Below are 24,782 nucleotides of genomic sequence, written 5' to 3'. Positions count from 1 at the left end.
ATGTTTTTCGATAACGCTCGACAACCCCGACCGGGCTAACCAACGCCATTGACTGCAGCCATCGCCTCGCTCGCTGCCGTCAGGCGTTGCAACGCATAGCAGGCATATTTCTTCAATAAAACCTGGCTGCCAGGTGCCCTGCGCGTTGGCAAGTTGCCGTCACTCGGCTCTACCCGATAGACCCCTGGAGTGAACACCCACTACAACGCCGGTTGTTTGGATACTGACGCAAAAAGCAACACACACTGATTCACTGTCAAAGTCGCTTTTCACCATGGGGTATATCCAAAGTGCACTATGAATTTTTCGTGAAAGTTAAAAGAAAAGCGAAAAGAAAATAATGAAAGAAGACATCAGAAAAATGATTCCACCAGCTTATCAATAATTCGGAATGTGAACCAAGCACTGAATAATCTCTGCCGTAGATGAGATAGTGCCCCGCTAAAAACTGAGGTTTCCACTGGAGATGGCAATGAGCAAATTCACCCTGGGGCGTTCGCTGCTGGCAATGACGAGTCTTGTTTACGCCAGCACCTTGCACGCCGCCGACTGTCGTTACGATATCCTTAACGAATGGAATTCAGGATTCACCGCCTCGATCACCATTACCAACAACACCACGGAAACCATTGACGGCTGGTCGGTGACCTGGGAATTTACCGATGGCGCCAGCGTCTCCCAGATATGGAAAGCGTCGCTGGCGGGCGCCAATCCCTATACAGCCACCAACCTGGGTTACAACCGCACCATTGCACCGGGCGCAACAACAGACTTTGGCTTTAACGGCAGCAAAGCCACAGCGAATACGCCGGCAGTTATCCCTGAACTGGCGGGTATTTGCACCGCTGACAACCCGGTCAACACAGCGCCACAGGCCAGCGCCAGCGCTGCACCCTTGCGCGGCAGTATTCCGCTAAACGTTACTTTCGATGGGAGCGGGTCGAGTGACGCGGATGGCGACCCCCTCACCTACCGGTGGGATTTTGGCGGCGGTGAAACCGCTACCGAAGCAGTCGTTACAAAAACGTTTGACCAGGCCGGCACCTTTCCGGTAACCCTGACCGTCAATGACGGCACGGTCGACTCCGCCAGTGTAACCCTGACCATTACCGCGGAAGAACCCGACGACACTACCGCCTACAGCCTCGATCCGGTCAAATCGTCTCTGCATTTCGTCTCCACCAAAAAAGTCCATGTACTGGAGACCCACAGTTTCAGTACCTTATCCGGCTCCATTACCAACTCCGGGGCCGCGACCCTGAAGATTGATCTGGACAGTGTTGCGACAGGCATTGATATTCGCGACGAACGTATGCGTAACCTGTTATTCGAAACCGGCACCTTCCCCGAAGCCACGGTATCGTTGCCGGTCGATATGGAGAGACTGGCCGGCCTTGCCACCGGTGATTCAGAGGCCCAGGCAGTCGCGGCCAGCGTCAACCTGCACGGCGTCAGCGTAATTGTGGAGACACAGGTCTTTGTCACGCGATTGTCCGCCTCGAGCATCCTGGTAGAAAACGCCGATCCTATCATTATCAAGGCCGGCGATTTCGACCTGACCAATGGTGTGGATGCCTTGAGAGATGTCGCCAACCTGAGCGTCATCAGTTATTCGATTCCCGTCAATTTTACTTTGTTTTTCAACACACCTTAATTCGCGTATGGGAGACTGGATAATGAACAACGCATGTAAACGCTCACTGCCAGCGCGAAAACTCACCGGCGATTCGAAGCGGATATCGCGCGGCTGTGCCAAAGCTGCCATTGCACTGGTCGGCGCACTCTACGGCCACCTGGCACTGGCGTCAAACTGTCAATATACGGTAATCGATGACTGGAGTACCGGGTTTAAAGCCGAGGTGACCTTCACCAACGACACCGATGCGACACTCAATAATTGGAACCTGTCCTGGACATGGAGCGACGGCAGCAATCTCAATCATGGCTGGCAGGCTACTTACGACTGCTCGGGCGGCACCTGCAGTGCAACACCGCCGAGTTGGTTTGCGGGTATACCCGCCGGCCAGAGTTATACCATTGGCTTTGTCGGCAACAAAGGCACACCGGGCACGCCGACGCAAAACCCGGTGACCGTCAATGGTGAAATCTGCAGCGACAGTGTAAGCAGCAATGTGCTGTGGAAACTCGACGGTAGCGGCTCCAGTCTTCAATACGTATCGATGAAAAAGGACCATATCGCCGAGATCAACACCTTTGTCGCCCCGATCGCTGAACCCGCCGCACTGGACGGTAGTATCGACAGCGGCGGCAACGCAATCCTGTCGATCGACCTCAATGACGTGGCCACCGAAATTGATATTCGCAACGAGCGTATGGTCAATTTTGTTTTTGAAACGGAGTTTTTACCGACCGCTTATATCACCGCATCCATCGATATCGATGCCCTCACTGCCATGGCGGTGGGGACAACCCGTGTCGAGAGCCTGCAGGGCAGTCTCAGCCTGCACGGTATCCGCCAGGACATTGCCACCGATGTACTGGTAGTAAAACGCACCGCCACCGATATCACCGTCTCCACACTGCAACCGATTCTTATCGACAGCAAACAGTTCGATATGGCCAGCGGCCTGGAGACCCTGAAAACCATCGCCAACCTCACCTCCATCGGGCAGGCTGTGCCCGTTTACCTGCGCCTGCACTATGTCGCCAATACTGATCCCGCCCAGGCACCGGTTGCAATGCCGGCAGCGCCCGCGGCACCCGGTCCGCTCGCCGGCGACTACGATCCGGCTGCGGCTGAGGCGAGACTTACCTGGCAGGACAACAGCGACAACGAGAGCCGGTTTATTCTGCGACGCAAAACGCCGGACGGCCTCTGGCAAACGACGGCGAATCTGCTTGCCGATACCGTCGACTTCAGCGAGGGCTTACCCGACGCCGGTGAATTTGATTATAAGGTCATCGCCATCAACAACAGTGTGCCATCGGCGGCGTCGAATACGGCGCGTGTAGTGGTCAGCGAGGGCGATCCGATCGCCCGCGGCCGCCAGACCTACGGCGAGCAGTGCGCCGGCTGTCACGGCGCCGATGCCGGCGGCACCGCCAGCTTTCCCGCCCTCAACACACCCCGCGACCTGGAGATCATGATCGAGGTGATCACCACATCGATGCCCAGGGGCAACCCGGGCGCCTGCGACGAGCAATGCGCTCAGGATGTGGCCGCCTATATTCAGACACTCTGGGTGACCGAGGTGGCCTGTGACAGGACCCTGAGCCCGGTAAGCTATGGCGCCCGGCAGTTAAAAATACTGACGAAATCCGAGTATCAGCGCAGTGTCGAAGACCTCCTCGGGGTCGACTTCGATGCCGCCGAGGGTTTGTCCGCCGACGAAAAAGTGGGTTTCTTCTTCAACAATACCCACGCGTCAATTGTGGCGTCCTCCTACAGCAACTACCTGATCGTCGCCGAGCAAATTGCCGATTGGGCAGCCGCTCGCGACTTCTCCCCGGCGCTCAACTGCAGCAGCTTCAACCAGGACTGTGCGGACAGTTTCATCAACGACCTGGCACCGGCTATCATCAGGCGGCCGCTGGACAGCGATGAGATCGACACCTACGCGCAAATGGCGAACGGCTCACTCACCGGCGGCAATGTCAAAGACGGCATCGAGATGGCGCTGGAGGCAATCCTGTCGTCACCGCAGTTTTTATACCGCCACGAACTCGGTGAACCCAATCCGGCCAATGGCGATATCGACAGCGACGCCTTCGAGCTGACATCTTATGAAATGGCTACCTTCCTCGCCTACACGTTTACCGGCTCCACACCGGATCAACAATTACTGGCGGCGGCGGCAAACGACGAGTTGCGCAGTGAGATTGAGATTATGAGCCAGGCGCGCCGGCTGGCGGAGAGCGCCGGGGCCAAGCTGGTCATGGGCGACTTCGTCGGTAGCTGGTTGGGTACGGCCAATCTGGATATTGCGGCGAAAAACGAAGACACCTGGCCGGGATTTTTGGACCTGGTGCCGCATATGCAGCGCGAGATCAACGAAATGTTCGCCAGCGTCATGCTCGATCCCACTGAACGTTTCGCCTCGCTCTATGCCGCCGATTACACCTTTGTCAACCAGACGCTGGCCGCGCACTACGGTATCGCAAACGTGAGCGGGGACGCCATGCAGAAAGTCACGACGTCGGACCGCGGCGGCATCCTCGCCAACGGTGCCTTTATGGCACGCTGGGGCGAAGCGGTGGAAACCTCGCCCATCCTGCGCTCTGTGCGCGTGCGCCGGCGCATGTTGTGTCAGGACCAGCCGCCCCCGCCAGCGGGCACATTTGCCGCCCGCGAGCAAAAGTTGGCCGAGCTTTCCGAGCTGCTGCAGGACCCCTCCACCACCAACCGTTTGAAGTATCATCGGTTGACCGAGGATCAACCCTGCACCAACTGTCACCTGCAGTATATCAACCCACTGGGCTTCGGTATGGAGGACTTTGACACCGTCGGCCGGGTGCGCACGGCGGACCTCAACGGCAACGCCATCGACGCGTCGGGCGAACTGTTTGCACCCAACAGTTACAGCAACGTGCAGGAAGTCGAACCCTTCCAGGGCAGTCGCGGACTGGGGCAGCTCCTCGCGACACTGCCCTCGGCGCAAGCCTGCCTGCCCAAACAGATGTTTCGCTATGTCGTCGGCGTGGGTTACCAGGATATCGACAAGGATAATCCGGGACGGCAATTGGCCGAGGCCGAAAAATCCGGTTACGCCTGCGAAATCGATAATCTGGTCGATTCGATGATAAACGAAAACCCCCGCTCCATGCTGGAACGGTTCAGTACGCTCGAAGCCGTACGGTACCGCAAAGCATGGGCACGAGATTGAATGTCAAACTGAGCATGTCGACGCTGAGCACAGCAACATCAGACAGCGCCAAACCAGGACAATAAGGGTTACCGCAATGAAAACAGGTGATAGTGATCAAATAAACAGAAAGCGCCGGGGCTTACTCAAGACATTTCTCGCCTCGGGTATCTCCAAAAGCTTGATCAGCAGCTCGCCGCTGGTGGCGGGCATGCTGTTTGCCCGCCACGCCGAAGCGCAGAGCACACCCAATAAGTCGATGGTCATCTATGTGCCCGGCGGCGGCATCCACGACTTCTGGGCACCCAGCGGCAGCGGCAGCAGCATGACCCTGCCGTCTATGTCGGCCTCCTACGAGCCGGTCAAAACCGAGTGTAATTTTTTGCGCAATATGAGCCATACCGACGGCGGGCACGGCCGTATGCCGCTGATTCTGTCCACCGGGTACCAGGGCGATACTTACGATGTTTTTATGGGCCGGCAACTCGGTGCCGACATGCCTTTTACCTACGTCAACCTGGGTGTTCACAGCAACGGGCAGGGGATTCTGACACGGGAAGGTAACACCCGGGTGCCGTTTCAAGACAATCCGTTCAACGCCTTCAACCTGTTGTTTGGCAGCGGCACCGGTGGTGGCGGCAATCCGAAGACGCAGATTATGGAGGCCCACACCCTTGCCGCCAACGCCATCAAAACCAAGCTGGCCAACTATGAAGTGCACCGCCTGAACGAACACCTCGAGGCCATTGCCGAAACCAAGCGACGCCTGGACGAACTGGGCGGCGGCGGTGGCGGCTCCTGTGGCGCGATTACCGACCCCGGCAGCTTTCCCCTCACCTACGAGAACTTCAGCCGCCAGGCCAGGTTGCAGGCCGATATTCTGGTGGCGGCCCTGAAATGCAATATCACCCGCTCCTGCTCCCTCGCGTTTGGCAATCATCAAGGTGAGTTTCGCATACCGGAACTGAACTATACCGGCAACTATCACCAGTCCATCCACGGCGGCAGCGACGGTCAGCCCAACTATCCCTACTATGTCGAGATGCGTGCGCATCTGGGCAGCCTGTCTGCTTACGTCATCGAAAAGCTGCGTACCGAGGGTTTGCTGGACACCACCGTCGTCGTGGAAACCACGGATATGGGACACGCCGACCTGCACGGGCAAAACGATGTGCCCCTGATGATAGCCGGCGGCGGCAGCGCTATCCGGCGCGGCACCTCAACGGCCGGCAGCGGCTACAACCAGCGCGATATGCTGCACACCGCAGCACGTGCCTGCGGCGTCACGCTGGGCTACGGTAGAACCATTCCGGGTGTTTTGACTTAAGTCTATATTTTAGGTTTAAGGCGAGGTCGCGTCGCGAACCAGTCGAATATGCTTGTCGTTGTCGATGCGCTCGCCATAGATAAATATACCCTCGTCAAAATCCATATACCACGAGTAGTGGGCATAAAACTGATAGGGCGATGAGGACCAGACGTGGGCAGACGGCGTATTGGGAAACACCGCCAGATTGATGGCCGGTTGCGCGCACTGCAGCTCGGCAAGTGATGCCAGTTCCCTGATATTGGGCAGCCGCCAATCGGTGTAGCCGCCACCGTCGGGCCGGCGATTGATGGTGGCGGGATAGAGCAAAGCCTCTGCCCATGAAAACGCCAGCGCCGCGCCCGTTGCGCAACCATCGCCGCTGAGACCGGCGCTACACATCTGCCACATCAAACCTGTCTGCTTATCGGTGACGGTGCCGTCCGCGTGCCGGGTGTATCGGTCCTCGGGTGCAGTGGCAGGGATACTATCGGGCTGACAGGTCTGCTCTGCGCCGGTGGCGATGGAAACGCTTAGCAGGGTTGCCATTAACGCTGTCCGAATCATAGGCTTTCCTGCGTGATTGTGCGCACCAGGCGGGCATACCGGGTATCCGACCTGCGCAATGGCGTAGTGAATCCAAACTGGAAACTGACGGCCCAGGCCTCCAGCTCCCTGCCGGCGACCGCCGAGGCGGACCAGTAAAACTCGCTTTGGGTCGCGGGAAAATAGTCGGTATCTATAGCCGGCTCGGTGCGGCCGAAGTGGATCAGGCTGGTCAACTCCGGTCGGGTCGGCAGGCGCCAGTCGCGATAACCGCACAGGCCCTGCTTGTTGACCCGGCTGACGAATTGCTCCACATGGCAATAGGTTCGCGGCTGACCGGCCACATAACCGCTGCACTGGTCACCGCGACTGTTCCAGTCGCCGATATTGCCGCCATTGACGCGCTCATTTGAGTTGTACCAGGTAAACAAATCGCCGCTGTGATGCAGTCCGGCCGCCCCGGCGTCGGGCGCCTGTTTCACTTCCCACATCAAACCGCTGACGGCGTCGATGACACAGTGCCAGCGGGGCGCGGCGGCCGGTAGCCGTTCGCCGGTATCGCTGACTTTGTGGTAAACAAATCCCGCTACGCCACCGTTGCGCGCATCGGTGCCATTGGCACAGTCCTGTTGTACGAGAATGTTGCCGGCGCTGTTGTGCTCTGGCGCCGCTATGGTTGCGGTGCAGTCCGTATTGACACCGCGGGGATAATTACCGCCCCAGGTAATCCCGGTATCGTTTAATGCCGGGGGCGCCGCGAGGTGGTCGGGCACTTTGACATCCCCTTGCAGTCCGGTGGCATCTCGTTTACCGGAGGCTTTTTTATCGGTAGTTTGGCCAGCAGTGTCTGCAGCACTTTGCACATTGCTGTCCCCGGTATCATCGGTGCATCCGCTAACCAACACTAGAACGGTAAGCAAGCATGACAGAAAATGTCCAAGCCCAATATTATTTTTCATCGAATCAATAGTGATACCTGCAATGGCATCTTATTAAACATATGTTTACAGTGCTAACGGTGCGTTGAAAGTGCCAGTATTTTCACATGTCAGTCAGCGTTACACAACTAAGTAAGCGCAATATGGGTCGCTATTGAGAACTAATCGAATATGCCGATACGAGGAAAATCAAACTACCTGGAACTGGGGTCTTGAGGGACGCCTGCAACTTAGCAACTGATTAAAATTTACTGCGTTGTGCCAGCCCTGCTGTGTGCGCTTAAGTAGCAAAGCTGTAGGTGTCCCATCATCGTACTGTGCGCGCTTAAGTAGCAAAGTTGCAGGCGTCCCATCACCGATACTGGGTGCCGCAACACCTTTGTCACTGCCACCTTCACCGCCTCGAACTCCTCTACCGGCAACACTGCCCGGGCCTCTTTGCCGCGCATCCAACTGCGCCAAGATAAACTGCGAGGCCGTATACATACCGATCAGCGAACCGATGGGGTTGAACGCCTGCGCCAGATTCAAGCGCCGGGTCGCGGTCTCCTGCGGCCCCATAGAAAGAATGTAAGGATTGGCGGTGGTTTCCAGGAATGACAGGCCGCAGGTAATCACAAAATAAGCCAACAGAGACGGATAAAACTCCCCCAGCGCGCTGGCGGGCACAAACAGCAGACCGCCGGCGGCATAGAGTCCCGGCCCCAGCAGGATACCGCAGCCCCGGGGGGGGGGGGGGGGGGGGGGTTGCGCAGGATCGTGACTTTGACCACGTTGCCCAACTCAGCGGGCGCTCTTGTAAGTAACACGCTGGACATTGAATACAGCCACAACAAAACAACCAGTTTCACAGAAAATTCAATAGCGTTGCAGTGGTGCCAGAAAAGTCCGTATTTGACACATAAGTCATGCTATGATTAGCGCCTTTAAAAGTTGGATATTTGATCAGTACTGAGGCATATAATGATTGTGCTATGAGTGGGACTACGGGAAAGGCGTGAGCACCGGCTGTATGAACAGCAGAAATTATGGTGATCACTATGGGTAAAACAGTCACTGTAGAGTCCGCAAAAGGGCAGAAACTCGATGTGTACAAAGACAAAGAAGCACTCGATAAGATGACCGAAAAAGAGCTTCACGAGGCAGCGCTGGGTGACCCTGATGCGCAACCTTTATCAGAGGAACAGCTCAAACATTTAAGCGGGTCAATCCAAACCTCCCCATAAAGAAAGCCTGAAATGGATAAAAAGATCATTCGCCACCCTGTACGAGGTGCTAATTTCTGACTTCCATATCTCCGCCTAAGCACGATATGTCTAACGGCTGGGAAGAAATCGCAGGTGATTTTATCGCTGCACGCGAGCAGTCTTCGATCGGCGTCGACGTGGCGCGAGCCTGGGCGCAGACTCTTCCAAACGGGGCCGCGATACTTGATCTGGGCTGTGGAACTGGTGTACCAATCGCTCTGGCATTGAGCAAAGATGGATTCAGAATCTATGGCGTGGATGCCTCACCCACAATAATCGCCGAGTTCAAGCGGCGCTTACCGCAGATGAGCGCCGCCTGCGAGCCGGTGGAGACCTCACCTTTTTTTGGCCGAAGTTTCGACGGTATTGTCAGCATCGGACTTGTGTTCCTGTTGTCCGCCGATGCGCAGCGGCGCCTGATTTTCAGAGCGGCTGCCGCACTAGATCCCGGTGGCCATTTCCTGTTTACATCGCCCTCTCCAGTCTGCGAATGGACCGACCTGATGACGGGGCGCAAGTCTCGTTCACTCGGAGAAGAGACGTATATCAGGCTCCTTTCAGAGGCGGGATTGGATCTGGTTGGCAACGCTGTGGACGAAGGGGAGAATTACTATTTCCATGCCGTAAAAACCTAACTCCGGAATACTGAAACAACGCTCACTCCACCGACCCCAGGGAAGGCGGCTGGCGGCGCAGGACTATTTCGGAGTAGCGAATATCGTCACCATGGGGATTGCGCCGCCGGTTCTTTTTATTACTGTCGTTGACCTGCACCGAGAACACTGCATAGGGCCGGCCTTCGTTATCCAGCTCCAAATCGACGGTCCAGGCTACGTGGTCGGGTCCGCGCAACACAAGACCAGTAAGCGGTTGACGACAAGCTTCATGAGTGTTGTCTCCGTTTACAGGGTTGTATCAGCGGGCCATCCAGCCTCCGTCAACCACCATGGTATGCCCTGTCATATAGTCGGAAGCCGGCGATGCGAGGTAAACCACCGGCCCCTTGAAATCCGCCGGCTCGCCCCAGCGCCCCGCCGGGATACGCTCCAGAATCTGGCGGCTGCGCACCGGGTCGGCACGCAGTGCGTCGGTGTTGTCGGTGGCAATATAACCCGGCGCGATGGCATTCACACAGACGCCGGACGCCGCCCACTCGTTCGACAGTGCCATCACGAGCTGCCCCACACCGCCTTTACTGGCAGCGTAGCCGGGTACGGTCACACCGCCCTGAAAAGTCAGCAGCGATGCAATAAAGATGATCTTGCCGGTTTTACGGGCCACCATCTGCCCGCCGATTTCGCGAGACAGAATAAACTGGGCGTTGAGGTTGACCTCCACCACTTTGTCCCAGTACTCGTCAGAGTGTTCAGCCGCCGGTGCGCGCAAAATGGTGCCGGCATTGTTCACCAAAATATCAATAGTCGGAAAACGGGCGGTGACATCGCCGATAAAACGCTTGAGCGCAGACCGCTCGGAAAAGTCACACTGATACGCGTAAAAACGTCGCCCGAGGGCCGTCACGGCGGCACTGACCTCACTGTTTTGCGCTTCCAGCGAAGCGCTGACACCGATAATATCGGCTCCCGCCTCAGCCAGGGCGACGGCCATGGCCCTGCCGATACCCCGTTTACAACCCGTCACCAGGGCGAGCTTACCGTCGAGTCTGAATGTATCTAATACCGTCATACGTTAAAGACCTGATCATAAATTTCCGATATCGTTGATGCTGGGTGCTTCGACCAGAAAATAATTTCATTCGGTGGCAAAGAGGTCTCGACCCGGTTACGGACACCAAACCCGTTTTGGGCGAAAATATATACCGGCCAGAGCACCAGGCGATTCGTGGTAATCGATTTGCACAAACTATCTCAGATCGGTAACAGCGACACCGTCCATATCGTCAAACACCTGATTTTCGCCGCCCATGCCCCAGCAAAAGCTGTAGGCCCGGGTGCCGCAACCGCTGTGAATAGACCACATGGGCGATACCACCGCCTGGCCATTGCCGATCATCAGGTGACGGGTTTCCGCCGGCGGCCCCATAAAGTGAAAGACGCCGGCACCCTCGGCGATATTAAAATACATATAAACTTCGGTGCGCCGCTCGTGGGTGTGCGGGGGCATGGTGTTCCAGACACTGCCTTCCTCCAGGCTGGTAAAACCCATCACGAGTTGACAGCTTTGTATACCGTTACCGTGAATATACTGATAGATGGTGCGCTTGTTGCTGTCCTCGACACTGCCCAGGCGGATGGGATTGGCCGCCTCTTTTGAGGCGTGCGTGGTGGGATAGCCGGTGTGGGCAGGATAACTCAGCAGGTAGAACAGGGCGGGGCGATCGGCGGCGTCGCTCTCGAAACTGATGGCCTCCGCACCCCGCCCCACGTACAGGCAATCGAGGTTTGCCATGGGATATTTCTGACCGTCGACGGTAATGCTGCCCTCTGCACCCACATTGAGTATGCCCAATTCGCGGCGCTCGCAGAAATGGGTGGCAGCCAGCTCATCCCCTGCCTCCAGCACCAGCGGTGCGCCGGCGGGTACGGCGGAACCGATCACCGCACGTTCCACCTCGCTGTAAACCAGCGAGATTTCACCGGTTTTGAACAGCGAGGTGACTAAAAAAGTTTCCCGCAGCATCTCGGTGCTCATACGGGCGTACTCGTTTTTACCCACGGTATATTTCACTTCCATCACACTTTACCTTCTACTGACATAATCAATCGCGCACCGGCGCGTGCTGCGCGCCGATTCGAAAAAACCTGTGTTAATAACCACTGTCATCCGCAAACCGGTTCAGATAACTGTGCCACTGGGCCTCACCGGTAATATCGCCGGCCACCTCTCTTTCGTAGTGCAGGGTGAATTGCAACTTGTCGGCATCAATGCTGAGGTCCGACCAGGATACAAAAGTTTCCAGCGGTCGTTTTCCCAGGCAAAATCGTCTTTTCGCTCCGGTACAAAACGCGCAAACAAGGGATTTTGGCCGGATGCACGAGTTTGATCTTTCTTTGTCGAGGGCGCGCTCGGCCGCCTCTATGGCCGCGTCCAGTTGCGCGGAGCGGGGAATCGGCACCGGTAACGGCCCCCTTATCAGCCGGTACACTTCACTGCCCGCCGCCAGGAACGCCCCGCTGCCGTAAACTTCGGATTTATCGGGCCAGGCCTGGCCGGGCTCGGCGCCTATGGGTTGCACATACCCCAACATACCCTCGGCCGTGACATGGCTGGTCAACGCCGCCCAGGCACGGTGAATGGCCGGCAGGTATTTTTTCTTTTTCAGCAGCCCGTTATTCACGCCCCATGCCAGGCCGTAAGTAAACTTGAGCATACCCACGTACAGGGCGCTGTTGGTCCAGTCGCGGATATGGTGGGGCTCGTCGCGGCCGCCATAGGTATCGCGAAAATGGGCAATCTGCCAATCGGCAACACGCTGCAGGTCGATTGCCACAGCTTGCGCATCCGGCACCGGTGCCTTGGCCGCTGCGGCCTTTACACCGATAAGCACAGACAGCAACACCAGCAGGCAACCCATCGACCCCGGCGCAATCCATCTCAGCACAATCGACTTTATCATAGGTGCCTCGATCATAGGTGCCTCGATCATAGGTGCCTCGACTTATCGTTTCGTCATATTTGATCGTGTGGCGGCGCAATTGATCAGCCGGAGAAGGCGCCGGCCTGCCGCTGCGTTTTCTATTTCTGTATTTCGTTTACTGTCTTACCGGCTATGGCTTCTCTATTTTTACTTTCTTTATTTACCTGTATCCCGCCCGGCTTGTGACTTTGCATTTAGGTTGTGCCGGCGAGTCTCTTACTTTCTTATCCGTCTTTTACCTCTAAACTCTTGCAGCTAAACCCTTGCATTTAAAACCTGATTCCGGGCACCGACCCGATGTATTTAGACAGATATCGGCCACTACGATGCCCATGCTAGCAACAGCCTGCAAAAACAGTCAATTGCAATATTTTTGCAAATTATTACACTATATGGAACTACGGTTTTTATCATAAGAAACGGCCACTATATATAGTAAACATTTAGCTTCAAGCCATTGCCCCCATGACAACCGCCAAACACCTGAACGTCTTACTGGCGCTCTCTCGCTACGATCACCGGACCCATAAAGGCGTTGCGCAGTTTGCCGCCAAACACAACTGGCATCTGAACTGTGAGATGGCGATTACGGGCCGGCCGCCCGGCAACTGGCGCGGCGACGGCATCCTGGCCCTGCTCACTGAAGACCAGGAGGTGGTGGACTATGTACTCGGCGCGCAGGTCCCCTTCGTGGATATATCCGTTATTCGCCGGGATATTGCCGCCCCACGGGTCTGTGCCGACAATAATCGTATCGGCAGCCTGGCGGCGGAGTACTACCTCGACAAGGGCTTTCGCCACTTCGCGTTCTTTTCCACCACCAGCGACCGGGTATCGCAATTGCGCCGCGACAGCTTCTTCGCCACCGCCGGCAGCCGCGCCCACTCCACGGTTGACTGGAGCATACCGGCGCCGTCCCGATCCGGTAATCTCAACCGGACCCTGACCGACCATCTGCGCTCGAATCCGCAACCCCTGGCCCTGTTCGCCGCCCGCGATATCGACGCCAGCATGGTGCTCGATGCCTGCATCCAGGCCGAGGTGGACGTGCCCAACCAAATTGCAATTCTGGGTGTCGACAATAACGAGCTGATCACCAATTCGCTGCGGGTGCCGCTGTCGAGTGTCAACCACGATGTGGAGGCGCTCGGCTACGCCGGCGCGCAACTGCTGCAGGGGATTATGGTCGCTGCCGGCGGCCACCGGCACAACACCGAGACACCCCGACTGATACCGCCCAAAGGTATTACCAGCCGCCTGAGCACCGATTGCCTGGCGGTAACCCAGCCGCTGGTCAGGACGGCACTGCAGCAACTCAACCGGCACTTTTCCAATTGCCACTACACGGTGGTACAGGCCGCAGAGCACTGCAGAGTGACCCGCCGCCATCTCGACGCTTTGTTCAACGCCGAACTCGGGCACAGCATGCATGCCGAGCTGACCGGTATCAGGCTGCGCGCCGCCAAACGGGCATTGGTTACCTCAAACGACACGGTTGCCCAAATCAGCGCCGCCTGCGGCTTTGCCCGCCCGCAGTACTTCAATAACAGTTTCCGGAAAATCGTAGCGGAAACACCTTTGGGCTACCGGAGGCGCAACCGCTAACCCCGCCAATCGCCGCTGTGTCACAAGATTGATAAGAACGCTCGGCATCAGCTCCGTTGGGCGAAACTCGAACCGGACTTCCTCGCCTTACGCACCGAGCGCCGGCGCTTCGATCAGCAGTACCTGGCAATCGGCGATATCCCGGCGCAGTTTTTTAATCTCGGCATAGGCGGGCGACTGCCAGAACGCCAGGGCAGCCTGCCGATCGGGCCACTCGGAGATCACCATGGAAGCCCCTGCGCCAAAATCGCCTTCGAGCAGCACAGCATTCGGGGCACGCAACAGGTAGCGGCCCCCCATTTCCGCCACCAGCGCGGCGGCGGCCTTGCCGTAACCCTCGATAAAACGGTCGCGGTCGGCAATCCTGGCGGTCACTATCATATAAGCAGGCATGGAGGCGAATTCTCAAAAATTGTTATTTTAGTATGTCATTATAACTTTTTACAAGTCAGGCACATCGATGCCGCGAAAAGCTTATATAGACGGACCCCATGGCCAGATGCATTGCCTCGCTGTGCGGGTGGAATTACCCGAGCTAACCGCTGCCGTGTTGGCAGCTGATAAATAATACCTTTTATAAAGGCATACCCCCAAAGTACATCAACCTCTCACCGCTATGCCGGCTATTACCGTATCAATCGACTGCCGCATAATCAGTCCGATATCGTCGGGTTGGGCAAGCCAGCATTGTAGAAACAGTCCGTCCATGGCCCCGATCAACAGATAGGCGGTGACTTGCGTGTCGGTATCCGGTTTGAAAAGGCCCCGGCGTTTGCCGGCATCGACTATCTCTTCCAGCAGCGCGCGGTAATCGGCATACATATCGAAGAGACCGCGCGCATAATCGTGCAGCATGTCCTTACTGCTGGCGGCCGCCCAGAAATCGAGAAACAAAGGCGCATAGTGGCGGTTTTCGCTGCCGATCTCACCCCATACGGCGGCGATGCGGCGCAATTTCTCCAGTTCGTTATCCGCGTTTGACAGCGCCGCGTCGAACTGCCCACGCACCAGGCGGCCGAACCAGAGAAAGACTTCGTTGAACAGCGCTTCTTTATTTTTGAAGTATAAATACAGGCTGCCCTTGCTGACATTTGCGCGGGCGGCGACATCGTCCATCGTGGCCGCCTGGTATCCCCTGGCTGCAAACACTTCAACGGCGGCTTGCACCAGTTGCGCCTGCTTGCGTTTCTTATCGACCACCTTCGCCATAACTTACCGCGCTTACGTGTGAAGTCCACAGGGCCGGAAGCCCGGCTGTGTTGAGGTTGCGTTCGCAGTGTACAATGACTAACTCGTCAGTCATTGACCTGAGTCAATGGTCCAGGCAATGGGCATAGTAGAGTAGGCGACGCATGTTGACGTTGATAAAGCTTTGGAGGTCTGGATATGAAGCGGGATTGGGCTGCAGCCGATGTCGCCGCCACAGGCGGGAAACTATTGAAGCTGGCCCTGCTGCCACTGTGTCTGCTCGCCCCGGTGACAGCCGTCGCGCTGGAGGTGGACGAATTGATCCGCCATATGGACAAACTGTGGCGCGGCAACACGTCCGCGGCGGTAATGACGATGACAGTCAACACCCGCCGCTACCAGCGCACCATGACCATGGAGGCCTGGTCCCGGGGCAAGGACTACTCGCTGGTGGTGGTGCGCAAACCGATAAAGGACAAAGATGTAGCGACCCTGAAGGTGGAGGAAAATATCTGGAACTACCTGCCCAAGATCAACCGGGTCACCAAAATACCGGCCAGCATGATGTCCGGTTCGTGGATGGGCAGCCACTTCACCAATGACGATCTGGTAAAAGAGAGTACCTTTGAAGACGACTACGCGTCGTCCATTACTTTCGAGGGTGAACGCGGCGGCCAGGCGATTTATGAAATAACCGCCATCCCCAACCCCGATGCCGCGGTGGTGTGGGGCAAAGTGATCATCAACTTCGAACAGACCTCGTTAGCGCCCCTCCAAGCGCTTTACTTCGACGAAGAGGGCCTGCTGGTGCGCACCATGACCTTCGACCAGGCCCGGGAGATCGACGGCCGGTTGACCCCGATGCGAATGCGGCTGCAGCCCGAGGACAAACCCGAGGAATCGACCACGATCATCTATGAAAAGATTGACTTCGATGTGCCTCTGGAAGCGTCTTTCTTCTCGCTGCAAAATCTGAAACGGCGGCGGTAACACAACATGACATCCAACCTGGCCATGTTTGTCTTTATCGCCTGGCGCAATATCTGGCGCTATCCCATTCGCAGTCTACTGACGGTTTTCGCCCTGGCCGGCGGCCTGATTATCGTCATTCTCTATTCGGTATTGCTCGAGGGTATGACGCGGCAAATGGTCACTTATGCCACGGACATGTCCACCGGTCACCTGCAACTGCACCGCCGTGCGTTTATCGACGATCAGGACCTCTACGCCACCCTGCCCTGGTCTTACCTCAACGCCGCCGAAACGGCGTTACCCGCTGCCAGTGTAGCGCCCCGACTCTACGCCGCCGGTTTGGCAAGCGCGCAGGCGTCATCCACCGGCGTTTTGATAAAAGCCGTCGATGCGGCCAGGGAACCGCGGGCAACGCGGCTGCTGGACAGCGTTCGCAGCGGCACCGCGGAGCTGGGTCCGGCCAGCGACAGCACCGACGGCCTGCCGCGCGCCAATGTGGTCGTGGGCACGCAGTTGGCAAAGAACCTGAAGTTGCAGGTAGACAGTGAATTGATCCTCGTGACCCAGGCGGCTGACGGCAGTATCGGCAACGGGCTGTTTCGCGTGGCCGCGATCCTGAAACCGGTGGATACCGCCTTTGACCGCACCGGCGTGCTGATGTCCATCGACACTTACCAGTCCCTGATGTCACTGGACAGCGGCTTTCACGAGTTGGCCGTCAAGACACCCGATGCGGAAAACCTGGGTACCGGCCAGGCCCTGTTGCAGCAGACTCTGGAACGCCTGGCACGAGAGCAGCCACTGGACGAACTCGGCGGCGCGGCCGTGGTGCGCAACTGGCGCGAAATCAATCCGACCATCTCCGACATGCTGAAGTTGAGTCAGTCCATGGTGGTGGTGATCGGCTTCATCGTGGTCAGCCTGGCCTCGCTCGGTATGCTCAACACCATGTTGATGGCGGTGCATGAGCGCACGCACGAATTCGGCATCCTGCTGGCAATCGGCATGAAAAGTCGCTGGTTGATGGTGATGGTATTGATTGAGTCTTTCCTCCTCGCCTTGATATCGGCGGCGATCGGCGCCGCCTTAGGGACCTGGCTGGGCCGTTACTTGCAGACGCACGGCATCGACTTCAGCGGCACCATGCCCGACGGCTACGACTGGGCGGGCATGTCATTTGAACCGGTGATGCGGGGTTACCTCGACCCCGGCCATGTCGTCAACGCCTGCCTTATCATGACGCTGGTGGCCATGCTCTCCTCATTGCTGCCGTCATGGCGCACGGTGCGCCTGAAACCGGCGGAGGTGATGCGATGAAAGCCCGGCACGGGCATTTGCCTGTTACGGTTTTACTGCTGCTTGCCTGGCGCAACCTCTGGCGCCACCGGCGGCGCACATTGATTACCTTGAGTTCGATCGCGTTCGGCTTTGGGCTGGCGGTGCTGTTTATCGGTTTGAACGACGGCGCTCACAACTCCATGATTCGCAACGCCATTAAATTGGGTGAAGGCGCCATCACGGTGCAGCCGCGCGGCTACCAGGAGGCGCCCGCCAATCACAAATACCTGGCCCGGGGGCTCAGCCTGCAAACACAGGTTGAGCAGTTGCACATCGCCGGCGCTGTCGACCCGCGTATCTCCCTTCAGGTACTGGCCAGCACCGCACATAACGCCGTCGGTGCCGGCCTCGAGGGATTTATTACCGACAGCGATCAGCGGGTCGAAATGCTGCGGCCGTTTCTGATTGAAGGCCAGTGGCTGCAACCGGGGGACGATCGGGGCATCCTGATCGGCGACAGCATGGCGCGCAAGCTGAAGGCGAAGCCCGGCAGTAAGGTCGTGTTGATGGCCGGTAAGCGCGGCGGCGACTCCCAGGTACACCTGGGCCGTGTGCGCGGTATCTTCGACTCTCACGTCGATGACCTGGACGCGTTCCTGATACTGGGCGATATCGGCTTGACCCGGCGCTTTTTGGCAGGCGAAGGGGCCGATACCCGCCTGCAACCCATCACCAGGCTGGCGGTTTATCTCGATGACCAGTCACAACTGGCATACTGGAAAACCCTTCTCAGGCAAGCGGTGGACAGCGAGCAGGTACAGGTGCTGGACTGGCGCGAAATGATGCCGCAACTGGTCCAGTTTATCGCCGTGGATGATGCCGGCAACTATGTGTTTCTGACACTGATTCTGGTGCTGGTAGTGTTCGGCATCATCAATACCGTCTTGATGAGCGTATTGGAACGCACCCGCGAGTTCGGTCTGCTGCGGGCGCTGGGCCTGGGCCGCTACCAGTTGCTGCTGCTGGTGTTTTGTGAATCGCTGGTGTTGAGCTTACTGGCCGTGTTGCTCGGCTGGGTGGTCGGCGGCGGCACGCACTTGTGGTTTGCCACCAACGGTCTGGACTTTTCAGCGGCCATCGGCGACGCCAACGCTATGGCCGGCACCTTTATGGACTCCGTTGTCTATACCGAGTTATCGACGCAACGGGTACTACAACTGACCGGCATTGTATTCGGCGCCACCCTGGCGACCGGCATTTATCCGGCACTGAAGGCGGCGCGGGTAACCCCGGTGGCGGCGCTGCGCACTTAGCGCCCGCATGCCCCCTTGAAAACGCTATGAGAGAAGAGCGCTACGAGAGACCAGCTATGACGCTATTGACGCTAACAGGCATTTGCAAGAATTTTATCCAGGGAGAAATCCAGGTTCGGGCCCTGAAGGATATCAACCTGGAAGTTGACGAAGGCGAATTCGCCGCGCTGGTGGGCCCATCAGGCTCGGGGAAAACGACGCTGCTGAATATTATCGGCGGCCTGGATGCCCCCAGCAGTGGTGAAGCGCATCTGAACGGCACGGATATCACGCGTTTGAAGGAGGCCCAACTCTCGGACTTTCGCCTGTTCCAGCTGGGTTTTATTTTTCAGGCATATAACCTGGTGCCGGTACTTAGCGCGCTGGAAAATGTCGAGTTGATTATGGTTTTGCAAGGTCGCCCGGCGGCGGAAAGACGCGCGCGAGCGGAGCATTACCTCGATCTGGTGGGCCTCGGCAACGTCATGCAGCGTCGCCCCTCGGCCCTGAGCGGCGGCCAGCAGCAGCGGGTCGCCGTCGCCCGCGCCCTGGCCTGTGGACCCAGGCTGGTGTTGGCCGATGAGCCCACCGCCAACCTGGATTCCGAAAACGCCTCTGCGCTGCTCGATATCATGTACAAATTATCCCGCGAGCAGAAAACAACGTTTATCTTTTCGACCCACGACCCGCGGGTGATGGAGCGGGCCGAGCGGTTGATCAAGCTGCGCGACGGGCGTATCGAAAGTGACGAAGTGGTAGCGCAACCCGGCCATGCCGCTCTCGCTTAAACCCGCAATTGCCGGCCTGGCACTGGCGCTGTGCATCGCCCCAGCCGGCGCCATCGAGCTTACCGGTCGCGCGTCCCTATTGGGCCTGGTCGCAAAACCCGCCGCCGGCGACAGCGGTTTTATCGAGGGGGAAAGCGAGTACCTGACAGCCGATCAAATCGGGCTGCGCCTGATGCTGGATGAGATTCGCGAACACGCCGAGTGGTCGGTGCATGTCCGCACGACCCGGCAACACTTCGACGGTTTCCCAAGCGCGGCTGTGCACTCGAGCGACCTGTTCCGCTACCAAGACCTCAGGGACAACTGGCTCGATCAACGCGACGACAACGGTGCCACCCGGGCCGGCATTGAGTTGGACCACGCTTACTACAAACGTCAAGTCGACAACTTCACCTTCACCCTTGGCCGCCAACCGGTCGACTGGGGCAGCGGGCGCCTGTGGCAGCCGCTCAACCTGTTCGGGGCCTTCGCGCCAACCGATCTGGACACCGACTATAAGCCGGGCATCGACGGTGTCACACTCGACTGGTACCCCTCGCCCCACGCCTCTGTTACCACCGCCTACATCGTTTCCCCGCAAGGCGATGCCGCACTGGAAGACAGTCTGGCGACCTACTATCGACGCCAGGTCGGCGAACAATCGGAGATCGGCCTGGCGGCCGGCAGCATCAGCGGCAACCAAGTGGTCGGCGGTTCGTTTGAGAGTGCCTGGCGGGGTATCGGCTGGCGCATCGAGGGCGCTCACTACGACCTGGAAGAAAGCGACGATAAGGGGTTGTTTTATATCGCGGGCATCGACTATCAATTCGAAGAGGGCACGCTGCTCGCGCTGGAATGGTATCACAATCACTTCGGGGTAAAGGAACAAATGGCCCTGGCCGATGAGATCACCGATCCGCTCGTCGTGTTCCAGTTGCAACCGCTGCTGGGGCGGCGCGCCCTGGGAATATCGGTCAACAACGATATCACTCCCCTGCTGCGCGGCACCTATCTGTTGTTGGCAAGCAGCCTCAAAGACATGGACAACGATCACCGTCGTTCTTTTATGCACCAGGTCAACTTTGTGTACTCCGTCAGCGATGAAGCCGACTTTTTGGTGTCCGCACTCTGGGGTACCGGTGACGGGCTGGACGACGGCAGACTGAGATCCGAGTTCGGCCATGTGCCCAAAAGCCTGACGTTGCGTTTCAGGTATTACTTCTAAACACCAATCGCCGCCGGTCAGTGATTGCAGGTTTGATTCGGCAGCCAGCCGGGTTAAAAACGACATGTCAGCCGGTTCTCACTCCATCACAGGTATCAGTCCCGGCACAACGCGGGAAGCACCAAAACCGTGTCACACCACTTGCATTCGGTCAACGGCTCCTTGTGTCGCTCAAACCCGCCTTGGCCGGCCATAAAAGCAGGCGGCGGATAGTTCACAGCGGGGGGGATTTCAACATGGCCGTGGTTGATTTCCACCGCTTCGGGAGCGGGGCGCCCCCGGCGAACAACCGAATGCGGCGGGCCTGTCGACACCGCAGAATTTTGTTGGCCGGCCCGGGCGCGATCGCGGGAGTCGGGCCGGCAAACGAGCCCGGCTCAGGGTTTCATGATATGAATATCGATACGCCGGTTTAAAGCACGACCTCGATCGTTTTCATTGCTGGCTACCGGGTACAATTCACCGAACCCATTCACCGCTACCCGGTCCGGCGCCAACATTCCCACGGTCGTTAAGAACAACTTCACATTAGCAGCCCGTTCCTTGGACAGGCGCAGGTTCCGCGCCCTGCTGCCGGTGGCGTCGGTATGGCCGTAGACTTTGATTTTCGCGTTATCGAACAACCCTATAGCGCCGACCAGCTTGCTGAGCAGCGGGTAATTCTGTACCTCAATATCGGCGCTGTCGACCGGGAAATAGATACCGTGGGCTTGAATCACGACGGCATCACTGTTCTGCACCACGACAGCCTCATCGGCCGAAAAGGACTCCTCCAGATCGGTGAACCGGGCGCGACGCGACTCGCGCACATACGCTTCGCGCTGGTCGTTGACCATGGTCATCACCAGTTCCTGTTCGAGCTTATCGATGGTGGACTGCTTCTCGGCCAAGGTTCGGGTGCGGTCCTTCAGTCCCGTTTGCAGGCGGGTGACGGCATACCCCAGTTCGTCAATAAGCTCGCGGTTGGTCTTGTCGTAAGCCAGGTCTTTATTCAGCTTTTTACCCAGGACATCCAGTTGCTGATGGTACCAGAGCACCATGTCCTCGCGGGAGAAGTCACGCCGTTCAAAGCTTTTTACCAAACGGGTGATCTGGACAGCGCGCGCGGCCAGATACCTGGCCTCGGCGGCATGAAACTGCGCCTTCTCCAACTGCGCCTTGTCGACCTCCAATATCTGCTCCATCAGAGCGAGTTGCTGTCGTGCCAGCTCAAAGCTTTTCGGGGCATACTTATCGGCGTCCACATCCCGGGCCTCTTGCAGCGCCGCTACCGCCTGGGCGGATAACCCTTTTTTTAAACTGTCCAACTCCAACTGGTTATAGATGGGAATCAGCTCATCCCGCGCGGCGCGGGCGCTCTCGGCATCGCCCTGTTCCAACTGCCGGGCCGCGTCTGTCAGTGCCTCCTCGGCGTCCTCGAAACGCTCGGGATAATGCTCGGTCGCCTCGGCATCCAAAACGCGGTTGCGCAGCATGTAGGCCCGGCGCAGCACTTGCCTGCTTTGCACGGCTTGAGCCCTGGCCCGCTCTAAATCCGCCAGCCCTTCACGGGCAATGGCGACACCGGCGTCGACCTCAACAGTGTCTTTGGCCGTCTCCAACGCCAGCGCGTATTTTTCGACAGCAGCCTGCATGGCGATAGGAGCGGTAAGCTCCATCTCCTCGCCGCGGGCCTGTTCCAGCTCATCGCGCAGTTGCGCAATCGCATTACCTCGCTCAAGCACTGCGTCTTTGGTATACTCCACTGATACGCAGGCCGCTAAGCCACACACCATCAATAACAAAAAAATCGGCCTGTATAGCCTGTTCATAAAACACCTCTTTTTGGTTAACGGGTAGCAGAGAAAAACGAAATGGCCACCTGACAACTATCCATCAAGTAATATGTATACTCTCTATCGCTTCTCTTTCGATCTCTCTATCGATCTCTCTATCAAGTAGCATGCCAACTCATCAAGTAGCACGCCAACTCATCAAGTAGCACGCCAACTCTTTATCAAGCACCAGGTTATACATCGGCTCCTGCTCACACCGCCCTGCAACCACAGCGACACCCTCACCTCCGCCGGCTCAGCGCCAAGGCGTAAAACTTTGCGCCAGCATAAAGGCGTCCTGCGCCCGGCTGTAATCCCACCGCTGCAGGCAAACTCCGGCGCGGCCGCCGTCGAGTTGCAGGCGTACAAACGAATTGGGCATGCCGCTTCGCACCCGGCGCGACACAGCGGTACCGGCCTGTACCACCCAGGGGTCGCCCTTGAGCCCGGTGACGTGTTCGCGCAGCGGCGCCATAAACGGATAGTGGATGTGTCCTCCCAACAGTAGATCGACACCCTGTCGGGACCAGGCCCTCAGTGCCGCTGTCGCACCGCGGACGCGGTGTTTAACATCGCTCGGTAACATCACGGCAAAAGGATGATGCGCCACCACCACTTTAATCGCAGACGCCGGCGCGACACTCAAGCTTTCACCGACCTGCTCGATCTGGGCAACATTGATACAGCCGCCGGCATGACGGTAGCGCCGCACCGTGTTCACGCAAATCACACACAAGGTATCGGAGATATAAGCCGGTTCCAGCTCATCGCCGAGGACACGGCAATAACCGCGATAAGGCCACAGCAGGCGAGCGACCAGGTTGTAGAGAGGAATATCGTGGTTGCCCGGAATACTCAGCACCCGCGGGGCGGGCAAATCCGCTAAAAAATTGCCGGCCGCGCGAAACTGCCCGCCGCGCGCGCGCTGGGTGATATCGCCGGATACCAGCAACAGGTCCGGACTCTGCGCCTGCAGACAACGCCGCAACGCGTCGACGACGACTGGATTTTCCCTGCCGAAATGCGTATCGGACAACTGCACTACGATCACGATGTATCCCCGTTGAGCAGGCAGCGCACACCGTGACGGCGGATATGAAACCGCAGCGGCAGTCTCATTTTTATCAGCTCACCGTCCAGCGCCACCTGCACCCGGCGACGCCTTATCTCTACCCGCAGTTCGTCCGTGTTGAAGCAATCAATATTCTCTTCATCGAGCAGTCGTCCCAGCAGTCCATTTGCCAGCAGCCGCAACATTGCGCCAAAAGATACCGGATGCACCCGCAACACGGCCAGTCGTTGCGGATCACCTTGAAAGCGACTATCGAGCTGCTCGAGTTGGCGGCGATTGTGAATGACCATCAACAGCGGTGTCGCCAGCCGTTGGGTATTGCCGTTGTAATGTAGTTTAGCGCGGCTGATATGCCGCTCCCGCAACAGCGTCCAGACACCGGAAACAATGGCACTGAAGCCACTGCGACCGGCTACCTGCTGGTGGGATTCGCGGGCGGCTATCACCTTCGGATACAGCCCCAGGCCTACACTGACGACAAAGGAGCGATCGTTGAGGCAAGCCAGCGGCAGCGTTACCGGTTCGGCACTCAACACAAACCGTAGCGCGGCATCCGGTTCCAGCGGAATATTGTAATTGCGGGCGAAAAAATTGAAGGTCCCCTGAGGCACCACCGCCATGGTTATTGACCGCCCCGCTATTTTGTTGATCACACTGCTGATAGTGCCGTCACCCCCGGCCACCACCAACACGCCGTTACAGCGCTCGCAATACAAAAGCGCCCGGGTGAGCAGTGCATCGAACTCGGCCTCCGGCTCCAGAATAAACGTCTCGCTCCGCCTGTACGAGGGTACCAGCTCGCGCCAAAGAGCCAGTAGTCGATCACCCTGGGCGCTTCCCGATGCACTGTTGGAAAACAATATCAACGGTGGTTGCCTAACCAATTGCACTCCCCTTGTTCGCTTCCTGTATAAATAGCACCCTTGCCAATAACAGCTGTTCAGTGAACCTATTGCCTTGCGCGCACTGGCCTTCAGCAAGCATTTTCTGTACCAGCCAACAGGAGCCCTGTCCTGTAAAACCTGGAAACACCGGTTCCCATTCACAAAGACTGACCGGGCAGAATATATTAACAGTCGGACTGAGAAGTCTCGTATAATCCCGATCACTG

23 protein-coding genes are annotated in these 24,782 nt (G+C 57.7%); 11 read left to right on the top strand and 12 right to left on the bottom strand.

Annotation, left to right across the window (positions count from 1 at the left end):
* Positions 1–472 precede the first annotated feature (472 nt).
* From FKG94_RS12485 to FKG94_RS12475, 3 genes are all read left to right on the top strand, one after another.
* Positions 473–1,654: a cellulose binding domain-containing protein gene (locus FKG94_RS12485; protein WP_179957624.1), complete on the top strand. Its 1,182-nt coding sequence runs from the start codon at positions 473–475 to the stop codon at positions 1,652–1,654.
* Between the two features lie 22 nt (positions 1,655–1,676).
* On the top strand, positions 1,677–4,844 hold the full coding sequence (locus FKG94_RS12480) for a DUF1592 domain-containing protein (protein ID WP_179957623.1): 3,168 nt from the start codon (positions 1,677–1,679) through the stop codon (positions 4,842–4,844).
* A gap of 76 nt (positions 4,845–4,920) precedes the next feature.
* Entirely contained in the window at positions 4,921–6,150 is a 1,230-nt protein-coding gene (locus tag FKG94_RS12475) for a DUF1552 domain-containing protein (RefSeq protein WP_142904665.1), read from the top strand.
* Between the two features lie 15 nt (positions 6,151–6,165).
* Here the strand turns inward: FKG94_RS12475 and FKG94_RS12470 are convergent, their stop codons facing one another.
* From FKG94_RS12470 to FKG94_RS28975, 3 genes are all read right to left on the bottom strand, one after another.
* A complete protein-coding gene (locus tag FKG94_RS12470; RefSeq protein ID WP_246125113.1) occupies positions 6,166–6,678 on the bottom strand; it encodes an Lcl C-terminal domain-containing protein in 513 nt (170 codons plus the stop codon).
* 14 nt (positions 6,679–6,692) lie between these two features.
* On the bottom strand, positions 6,693–7,538 hold the full coding sequence (locus FKG94_RS12465; RefSeq protein WP_179957622.1) for an Lcl C-terminal domain-containing protein: 846 nt from the start codon (positions 7,536–7,538) through the stop codon (positions 6,693–6,695).
* A gap of 264 nt (positions 7,539–7,802) precedes the next feature.
* Complete coding sequence (locus tag FKG94_RS28975; protein ID WP_218943513.1) at positions 7,803–8,282, bottom strand: hypothetical protein; 480 nt, start codon at positions 8,280–8,282, stop codon at positions 7,803–7,805.
* 371 nt (positions 8,283–8,653) lie between these two features.
* On the opposite strand from FKG94_RS28975, the gene FKG94_RS12455 reads away from it, so the two are divergent.
* Both FKG94_RS12455 and FKG94_RS12450 read left to right on the top strand, forming a co-directional pair.
* A complete protein-coding gene (locus FKG94_RS12455) occupies positions 8,654–8,839 on the top strand; it encodes a hypothetical protein (protein ID WP_142904662.1) in 186 nt (61 codons plus the stop codon).
* A gap of 86 nt (positions 8,840–8,925) precedes the next feature.
* Complete coding sequence (locus FKG94_RS12450; RefSeq protein WP_142904661.1) at positions 8,926–9,495, top strand: class I SAM-dependent methyltransferase; 570 nt, start codon at positions 8,926–8,928, stop codon at positions 9,493–9,495.
* A gap of 22 nt (positions 9,496–9,517) precedes the next feature.
* Here the strand turns inward: FKG94_RS12450 and FKG94_RS12445 are convergent, their stop codons facing one another.
* The 4 genes from FKG94_RS12445 to FKG94_RS12430 form a co-directional block, all read right to left on the bottom strand.
* Positions 9,518–9,715 carry a hypothetical protein gene (locus FKG94_RS12445; protein WP_142904660.1) on the bottom strand — a complete coding sequence of 66 codons (198 nt, stop codon included), beginning with the start codon at positions 9,713–9,715 and terminating at the stop codon, positions 9,518–9,520.
* 60 nt (positions 9,716–9,775) lie between these two features.
* A complete protein-coding gene (locus FKG94_RS12440; protein WP_142904659.1) occupies positions 9,776–10,546 on the bottom strand; it encodes an SDR family oxidoreductase in 771 nt (256 codons plus the stop codon).
* 177 nt (positions 10,547–10,723) lie between these two features.
* Complete coding sequence (gene kduI / locus FKG94_RS12435; RefSeq protein ID WP_142904658.1) at positions 10,724–11,554, bottom strand: 5-dehydro-4-deoxy-D-glucuronate isomerase; 831 nt, start codon at positions 11,552–11,554, stop codon at positions 10,724–10,726.
* A gap of 73 nt (positions 11,555–11,627) precedes the next feature.
* Positions 11,628–12,467, bottom strand: coding sequence for a glycoside hydrolase family 88 protein (locus tag FKG94_RS12430; protein WP_142904657.1), 840 nt, complete (start codon positions 12,465–12,467; stop codon positions 11,628–11,630).
* 456 nt (positions 12,468–12,923) lie between these two features.
* On the opposite strand from FKG94_RS12430, the gene FKG94_RS12425 reads away from it, so the two are divergent.
* Positions 12,924–14,063 carry an AraC family transcriptional regulator gene (locus tag FKG94_RS12425; RefSeq protein WP_142904656.1) on the top strand — a complete coding sequence of 380 codons (1,140 nt, stop codon included), beginning with the start codon at positions 12,924–12,926 and terminating at the stop codon, positions 14,061–14,063.
* A gap of 87 nt (positions 14,064–14,150) precedes the next feature.
* Here the strand turns inward: FKG94_RS12425 and FKG94_RS12420 are convergent, their stop codons facing one another.
* Entirely contained in the window at positions 14,151–14,456 is a 306-nt protein-coding gene (locus FKG94_RS12420; RefSeq protein ID WP_142904655.1) for a DUF1330 domain-containing protein, read from the bottom strand.
* A gap of 207 nt (positions 14,457–14,663) precedes the next feature.
* The gene (locus tag FKG94_RS12415) at positions 14,664–15,272 is read right to left on the bottom strand and encodes a TetR/AcrR family transcriptional regulator (RefSeq protein WP_142904654.1); all 609 of its coding nucleotides are present in this window, start codon (positions 15,270–15,272) and stop codon (positions 14,664–14,666) included.
* Between the two features lie 177 nt (positions 15,273–15,449).
* Between FKG94_RS12415 and FKG94_RS12410 the strand changes: the two genes are divergently transcribed.
* The 5 genes from FKG94_RS12410 to FKG94_RS12390 are packed head-to-tail and all read left to right on the top strand — an operon-like array spanning position 15,450 to position 20,785.
* Positions 15,450–16,241, top strand: a complete 792-nt coding sequence (locus tag FKG94_RS12410) for an outer membrane lipoprotein-sorting protein (RefSeq protein WP_142904653.1) — start codon at positions 15,450–15,452, stop codon at positions 16,239–16,241.
* 6 nt (positions 16,242–16,247) lie between these two features.
* Positions 16,248–17,540 carry an ABC transporter permease gene (locus tag FKG94_RS12405; RefSeq protein ID WP_142904652.1) on the top strand — a complete coding sequence of 431 codons (1,293 nt, stop codon included), beginning with the start codon at positions 16,248–16,250 and terminating at the stop codon, positions 17,538–17,540.
* Positions 17,537–18,814 carry an ABC transporter permease gene (locus FKG94_RS12400; protein WP_179957621.1) on the top strand — a complete coding sequence of 426 codons (1,278 nt, stop codon included), beginning with the start codon at positions 17,537–17,539 and terminating at the stop codon, positions 18,812–18,814. Before FKG94_RS12405 ends, FKG94_RS12400 begins: the two co-directional genes overlap by 4 nt.
* A gap of 56 nt (positions 18,815–18,870) precedes the next feature.
* The gene (locus FKG94_RS12395; protein WP_142904650.1) at positions 18,871–19,581 is read left to right on the top strand and encodes an ABC transporter ATP-binding protein; all 711 of its coding nucleotides are present in this window, start codon (positions 18,871–18,873) and stop codon (positions 19,579–19,581) included.
* Positions 19,565–20,785 (top strand): hypothetical protein, encoded by a 1,221-nt coding sequence (locus FKG94_RS12390; RefSeq protein ID WP_142904649.1) that lies wholly within the window; start codon positions 19,565–19,567, stop codon positions 20,783–20,785. The genes FKG94_RS12395 and FKG94_RS12390 overlap by 17 nt, the downstream gene beginning before the upstream one ends.
* Positions 20,786–21,162: 377 nt before the next feature.
* On the opposite strand, the gene FKG94_RS12385 is transcribed toward FKG94_RS12390, so the two are convergent.
* The 3 genes from FKG94_RS12385 to FKG94_RS12375 form a co-directional block, all read right to left on the bottom strand.
* Entirely contained in the window at positions 21,163–22,596 is a 1,434-nt protein-coding gene (locus FKG94_RS12385; RefSeq protein ID WP_142904648.1) for an OmpA family protein, read from the bottom strand.
* 259 nt (positions 22,597–22,855) lie between these two features.
* Positions 22,856–23,650: a metallophosphoesterase family protein gene (locus tag FKG94_RS12380; protein WP_179957620.1), complete on the bottom strand. Its 795-nt coding sequence runs from the start codon at positions 23,648–23,650 to the stop codon at positions 22,856–22,858.
* Entirely contained in the window at positions 23,647–24,555 is a 909-nt protein-coding gene (locus FKG94_RS12375; protein WP_179957619.1) for a diacylglycerol/lipid kinase family protein, read from the bottom strand. Before FKG94_RS12375 ends, FKG94_RS12380 begins: the two co-directional genes overlap by 4 nt.
* Positions 24,556–24,782: the final 227 nt, after the last annotated feature.

It is taken from the genome of Exilibacterium tricleocarpae (genome assembly GCF_007004655.1).
In the GTDB taxonomy this organism is placed as follows: domain Bacteria; phylum Pseudomonadota; class Gammaproteobacteria; order Pseudomonadales; family Cellvibrionaceae; genus Exilibacterium; species Exilibacterium tricleocarpae.
The sequence above is the reverse complement of the archived record's forward strand: the minus strand, read 5'-3'. Positions and strand labels throughout refer to the sequence as shown.

Bases quoted from the DNA above. Each gene is read 5' to 3' on its own strand.
- FKG94_RS12485 (WP_179957624.1), top strand. From the start codon at position 473: ATGAGCAAATTCACCCTGGGGCGTTCGCTGCTGGCAATGACGAGTCTT.
- FKG94_RS12480 (WP_179957623.1), top strand. From the start codon at position 1,677: ATGAACAACGCATGTAAACGCTCACTGCCAGCGCGAAAACTCACCGGC.
- FKG94_RS12475 (WP_142904665.1), top strand. From the start codon at position 4,921: ATGAAAACAGGTGATAGTGATCAAATAAACAGAAAGCGCCGGGGCTTA.
- FKG94_RS12470 (WP_246125113.1), bottom strand. From the start codon at position 6,678: ATGGCAACCCTGCTAAGCGTTTCCATCGCCACCGGCGCAGAGCAGACC.
- FKG94_RS12455 (WP_142904662.1), top strand. From the start codon at position 8,654: ATGGGTAAAACAGTCACTGTAGAGTCCGCAAAAGGGCAGAAACTCGAT.
- FKG94_RS12450 (WP_142904661.1), top strand. From the start codon at position 8,926: ATGTCTAACGGCTGGGAAGAAATCGCAGGTGATTTTATCGCTGCACGC.
- FKG94_RS12440 (WP_142904659.1), bottom strand. From the start codon at position 10,546: ATGACGGTATTAGATACATTCAGACTCGACGGTAAGCTCGCCCTGGTG.
- kduI (WP_142904658.1), bottom strand. From the start codon at position 11,554: ATGGAAGTGAAATATACCGTGGGTAAAAACGAGTACGCCCGTATGAGC.
- FKG94_RS12430 (WP_142904657.1), bottom strand. From the start codon at position 12,467: ATGATCGAGGCACCTATGATCGAGGCACCTATGATAAAGTCGATTGTG.
- FKG94_RS12425 (WP_142904656.1), top strand. From the start codon at position 12,924: ATGACAACCGCCAAACACCTGAACGTCTTACTGGCGCTCTCTCGCTAC.
- FKG94_RS12420 (WP_142904655.1), bottom strand. From the start codon at position 14,456: ATGCCTGCTTATATGATAGTGACCGCCAGGATTGCCGACCGCGACCGT.
- FKG94_RS12415 (WP_142904654.1), bottom strand. From the start codon at position 15,272: ATGGCGAAGGTGGTCGATAAGAAACGCAAGCAGGCGCAACTGGTGCAA.
- FKG94_RS12410 (WP_142904653.1), top strand. From the start codon at position 15,450: ATGAAGCGGGATTGGGCTGCAGCCGATGTCGCCGCCACAGGCGGGAAA.
- FKG94_RS12405 (WP_142904652.1), top strand. From the start codon at position 16,248: ATGACATCCAACCTGGCCATGTTTGTCTTTATCGCCTGGCGCAATATC.
- FKG94_RS12400 (WP_179957621.1), top strand. From the start codon at position 17,537: ATGAAAGCCCGGCACGGGCATTTGCCTGTTACGGTTTTACTGCTGCTT.
- FKG94_RS12395 (WP_142904650.1), top strand. From the start codon at position 18,871: ATGACGCTATTGACGCTAACAGGCATTTGCAAGAATTTTATCCAGGGA.
- FKG94_RS12390 (WP_142904649.1), top strand. From the start codon at position 19,565: ATGCCGCTCTCGCTTAAACCCGCAATTGCCGGCCTGGCACTGGCGCTG.
- FKG94_RS12385 (WP_142904648.1), bottom strand. From the start codon at position 22,596: ATGAACAGGCTATACAGGCCGATTTTTTTGTTATTGATGGTGTGTGGC.